Raw genomic sequence first — 303 nt, 5'->3', positions numbered from 1 at the left:
CGACCGGCGTAGTCAGTTACAGCTACACCCTGGCCGATAACGAAGCGCATCCGACGGCCAACGGTGCCAACGGGATCTCCGAGCAATTCGCCGTCACCGTGGTCGATGACAACGGCACCACCGCCAATGGCAACCTTGACGTCAACATCGTCGATGACCTGCCCCAAGCCGTGGATGACAGCAACGCCGGCACCGCTTCGGAAACCCTGCTGACCCTCAACGGCAATGTGCTGACCAACGACACCCAAGGCGCCGACCGCGTGACCGTCGGCGAAAACGCCGGCCCGATCACCCCCGGCACTT

Annotated in this window: 1 protein-coding gene; it reads left to right on the top strand. The window is 63.4% G+C overall.

What is annotated here, in order from left to right; translation table 11 throughout:
* The coding region (locus QMX98_RS34940) for a hypothetical protein (protein WP_282412107.1) at positions 1-303 on the top strand (303 nt) is incomplete at both ends.

This window comes from Pseudomonas sp. PS02303, assembly GCF_029959925.1.
Classification (GTDB): domain Bacteria; phylum Pseudomonadota; class Gammaproteobacteria; order Pseudomonadales; family Pseudomonadaceae; genus Aquipseudomonas; species Aquipseudomonas mandelii.
Note: the sequence above shows the minus strand (reverse complement) of the source record. Positions and strands in the feature narration are given on the sequence as shown.